This is a genomic window from Nonomuraea sp. NPDC003201 (assembly GCF_053590415.1).
This window is the reverse complement of record NZ_JBSFTC010000749.1, coordinates 1-1,346: the sequence shown is the minus strand read 5'-3', so window position 1 is coordinate 1,346 and position 1,346 is coordinate 1. Positions and strand designations below refer to the sequence as shown.

Below are 1,346 nucleotides of genomic sequence, written 5' to 3'. Positions count from 1 at the left end.
GCTCCGATGCTCCTATGTTTGTCAAGCAGCAACGGGAACCTCGTTGTTAGCGGCGTTTGGGCTGGTGAGGGCTTTGAAGAGCTCTCGAGCGACGTAGCGTTTGAGGCAGCGGATGATCTCTTTCTTGGACTTGCCCTCGGTGGTGCGGCGGGTGACGTAGGCGCGCGTGCGGGGGCACCAGGCCATGCGGGCGAGCACGATGAGGTAGAGGGCACGGTTGGCCTGGCGGTCTCCCCCGCGTGAGAGCCGGTGCCGGGTGGTTTTGCCGCTGGAGGCGGGAATCGGGGCAACGCCGCACAAGGCGGCGAAGGCCGCTGAGGAGGTGAGCCGGTCGGGGTTGTCACCGCAGGTGACCAGCAGTTGGGCGGCGGTCTCGGGCCCGACGCCGTGCACGGCCAAAAGTTTGGGTCGGGCCTGGGCGACCAGGGCCGTCAGGTGGGCATCGAGATCTTCGATCTCGGCGGTTAGGGCCTGGTAGCGGTGGGCCAGGCTGCGCAGGGCAAGCTTGGTGCCCTGGATGGGATCGGCGAGGTCTGCGGCCGGGCGCAGCCGCGCGCAGGCAGCGGCCAGCGCTGGAGCTGACGTGCCGGCCATCCGCTCGCGCAGCTCAGCGGGTGCGGTGACCAGCAGGCTGCGCAGCTCGTTGATGCAGGCGGTGCGGGCCTTGATCGCGCCGGAGCGGGCCAGGTGCACCGTTCGGATCGACTCGGCGATCCCATCGCCGCCCTTGGGCAGCGCGCGGGCTCGGCCAGCCAGCACGGCGTCGGCTGCAGCGTAGGCGTCCAGCGGGTCGGACTTGCCCAGATTGCGCCGCTGACGCCGGTCGGGTCGGTTCACCTCGACCACGTGCACGCCCTGGCCGCGCAGATACCGGGCCAGGCCGGCACCGTAGGACCCGGTGCCCTCGACTCCGACGGCGTGCAGGCGCCCAAACGAGCGCATCCACACCAGCAACTGCGCGTATCCGTCGGTGGTGGCGGGGAACTGGGCGTCGGCAATCCGGCCGCCGTTCATCAGTTCCACCGCGGCGTGGTGGGTATCGGCGTGGGTGTCGACCCCGCCGACGATCCGCCGCTTCTTCGGCTTCTTGCCGCCTCGTGCCATCCTGGACCTGCCACCTTCGTCTGAGGGAACGACTGGGGTGGCACGCGCCGGGCCGGTGAGCGGACAGACCAGTGACGGGACCTACGGCCAGGCTCCTATCAAGTCACGGGCACCGGCTCGGAGCGCACCCTACAGACGCCCTGGCGGAACCGGCAGATCGGAGCAAAGACACTCACCGTCGAGGTCAGGGTTTGATTGAGTCAGACCCCACCAGGAACGCCTGCCCTTCTAGTCTCACTGGG

The 1,346-nt window shown here is 69.2% G+C and carries 1 protein-coding gene; it reads right to left on the bottom strand.

Features of this window, described 5'->3' with window-relative positions:
* Positions 1 to 21 precede the first annotated feature (21 nt).
* The gene (locus ACWDX9_RS63360; protein ID WP_449973461.1) at positions 22 to 1,104 is read right to left on the bottom strand and encodes an IS110 family transposase; all 1,083 of its coding nucleotides are present in this window, start codon (positions 1,102 to 1,104) and stop codon (positions 22 to 24) included.
* Positions 1,105 to 1,346 lie beyond the last annotated feature (242 nt).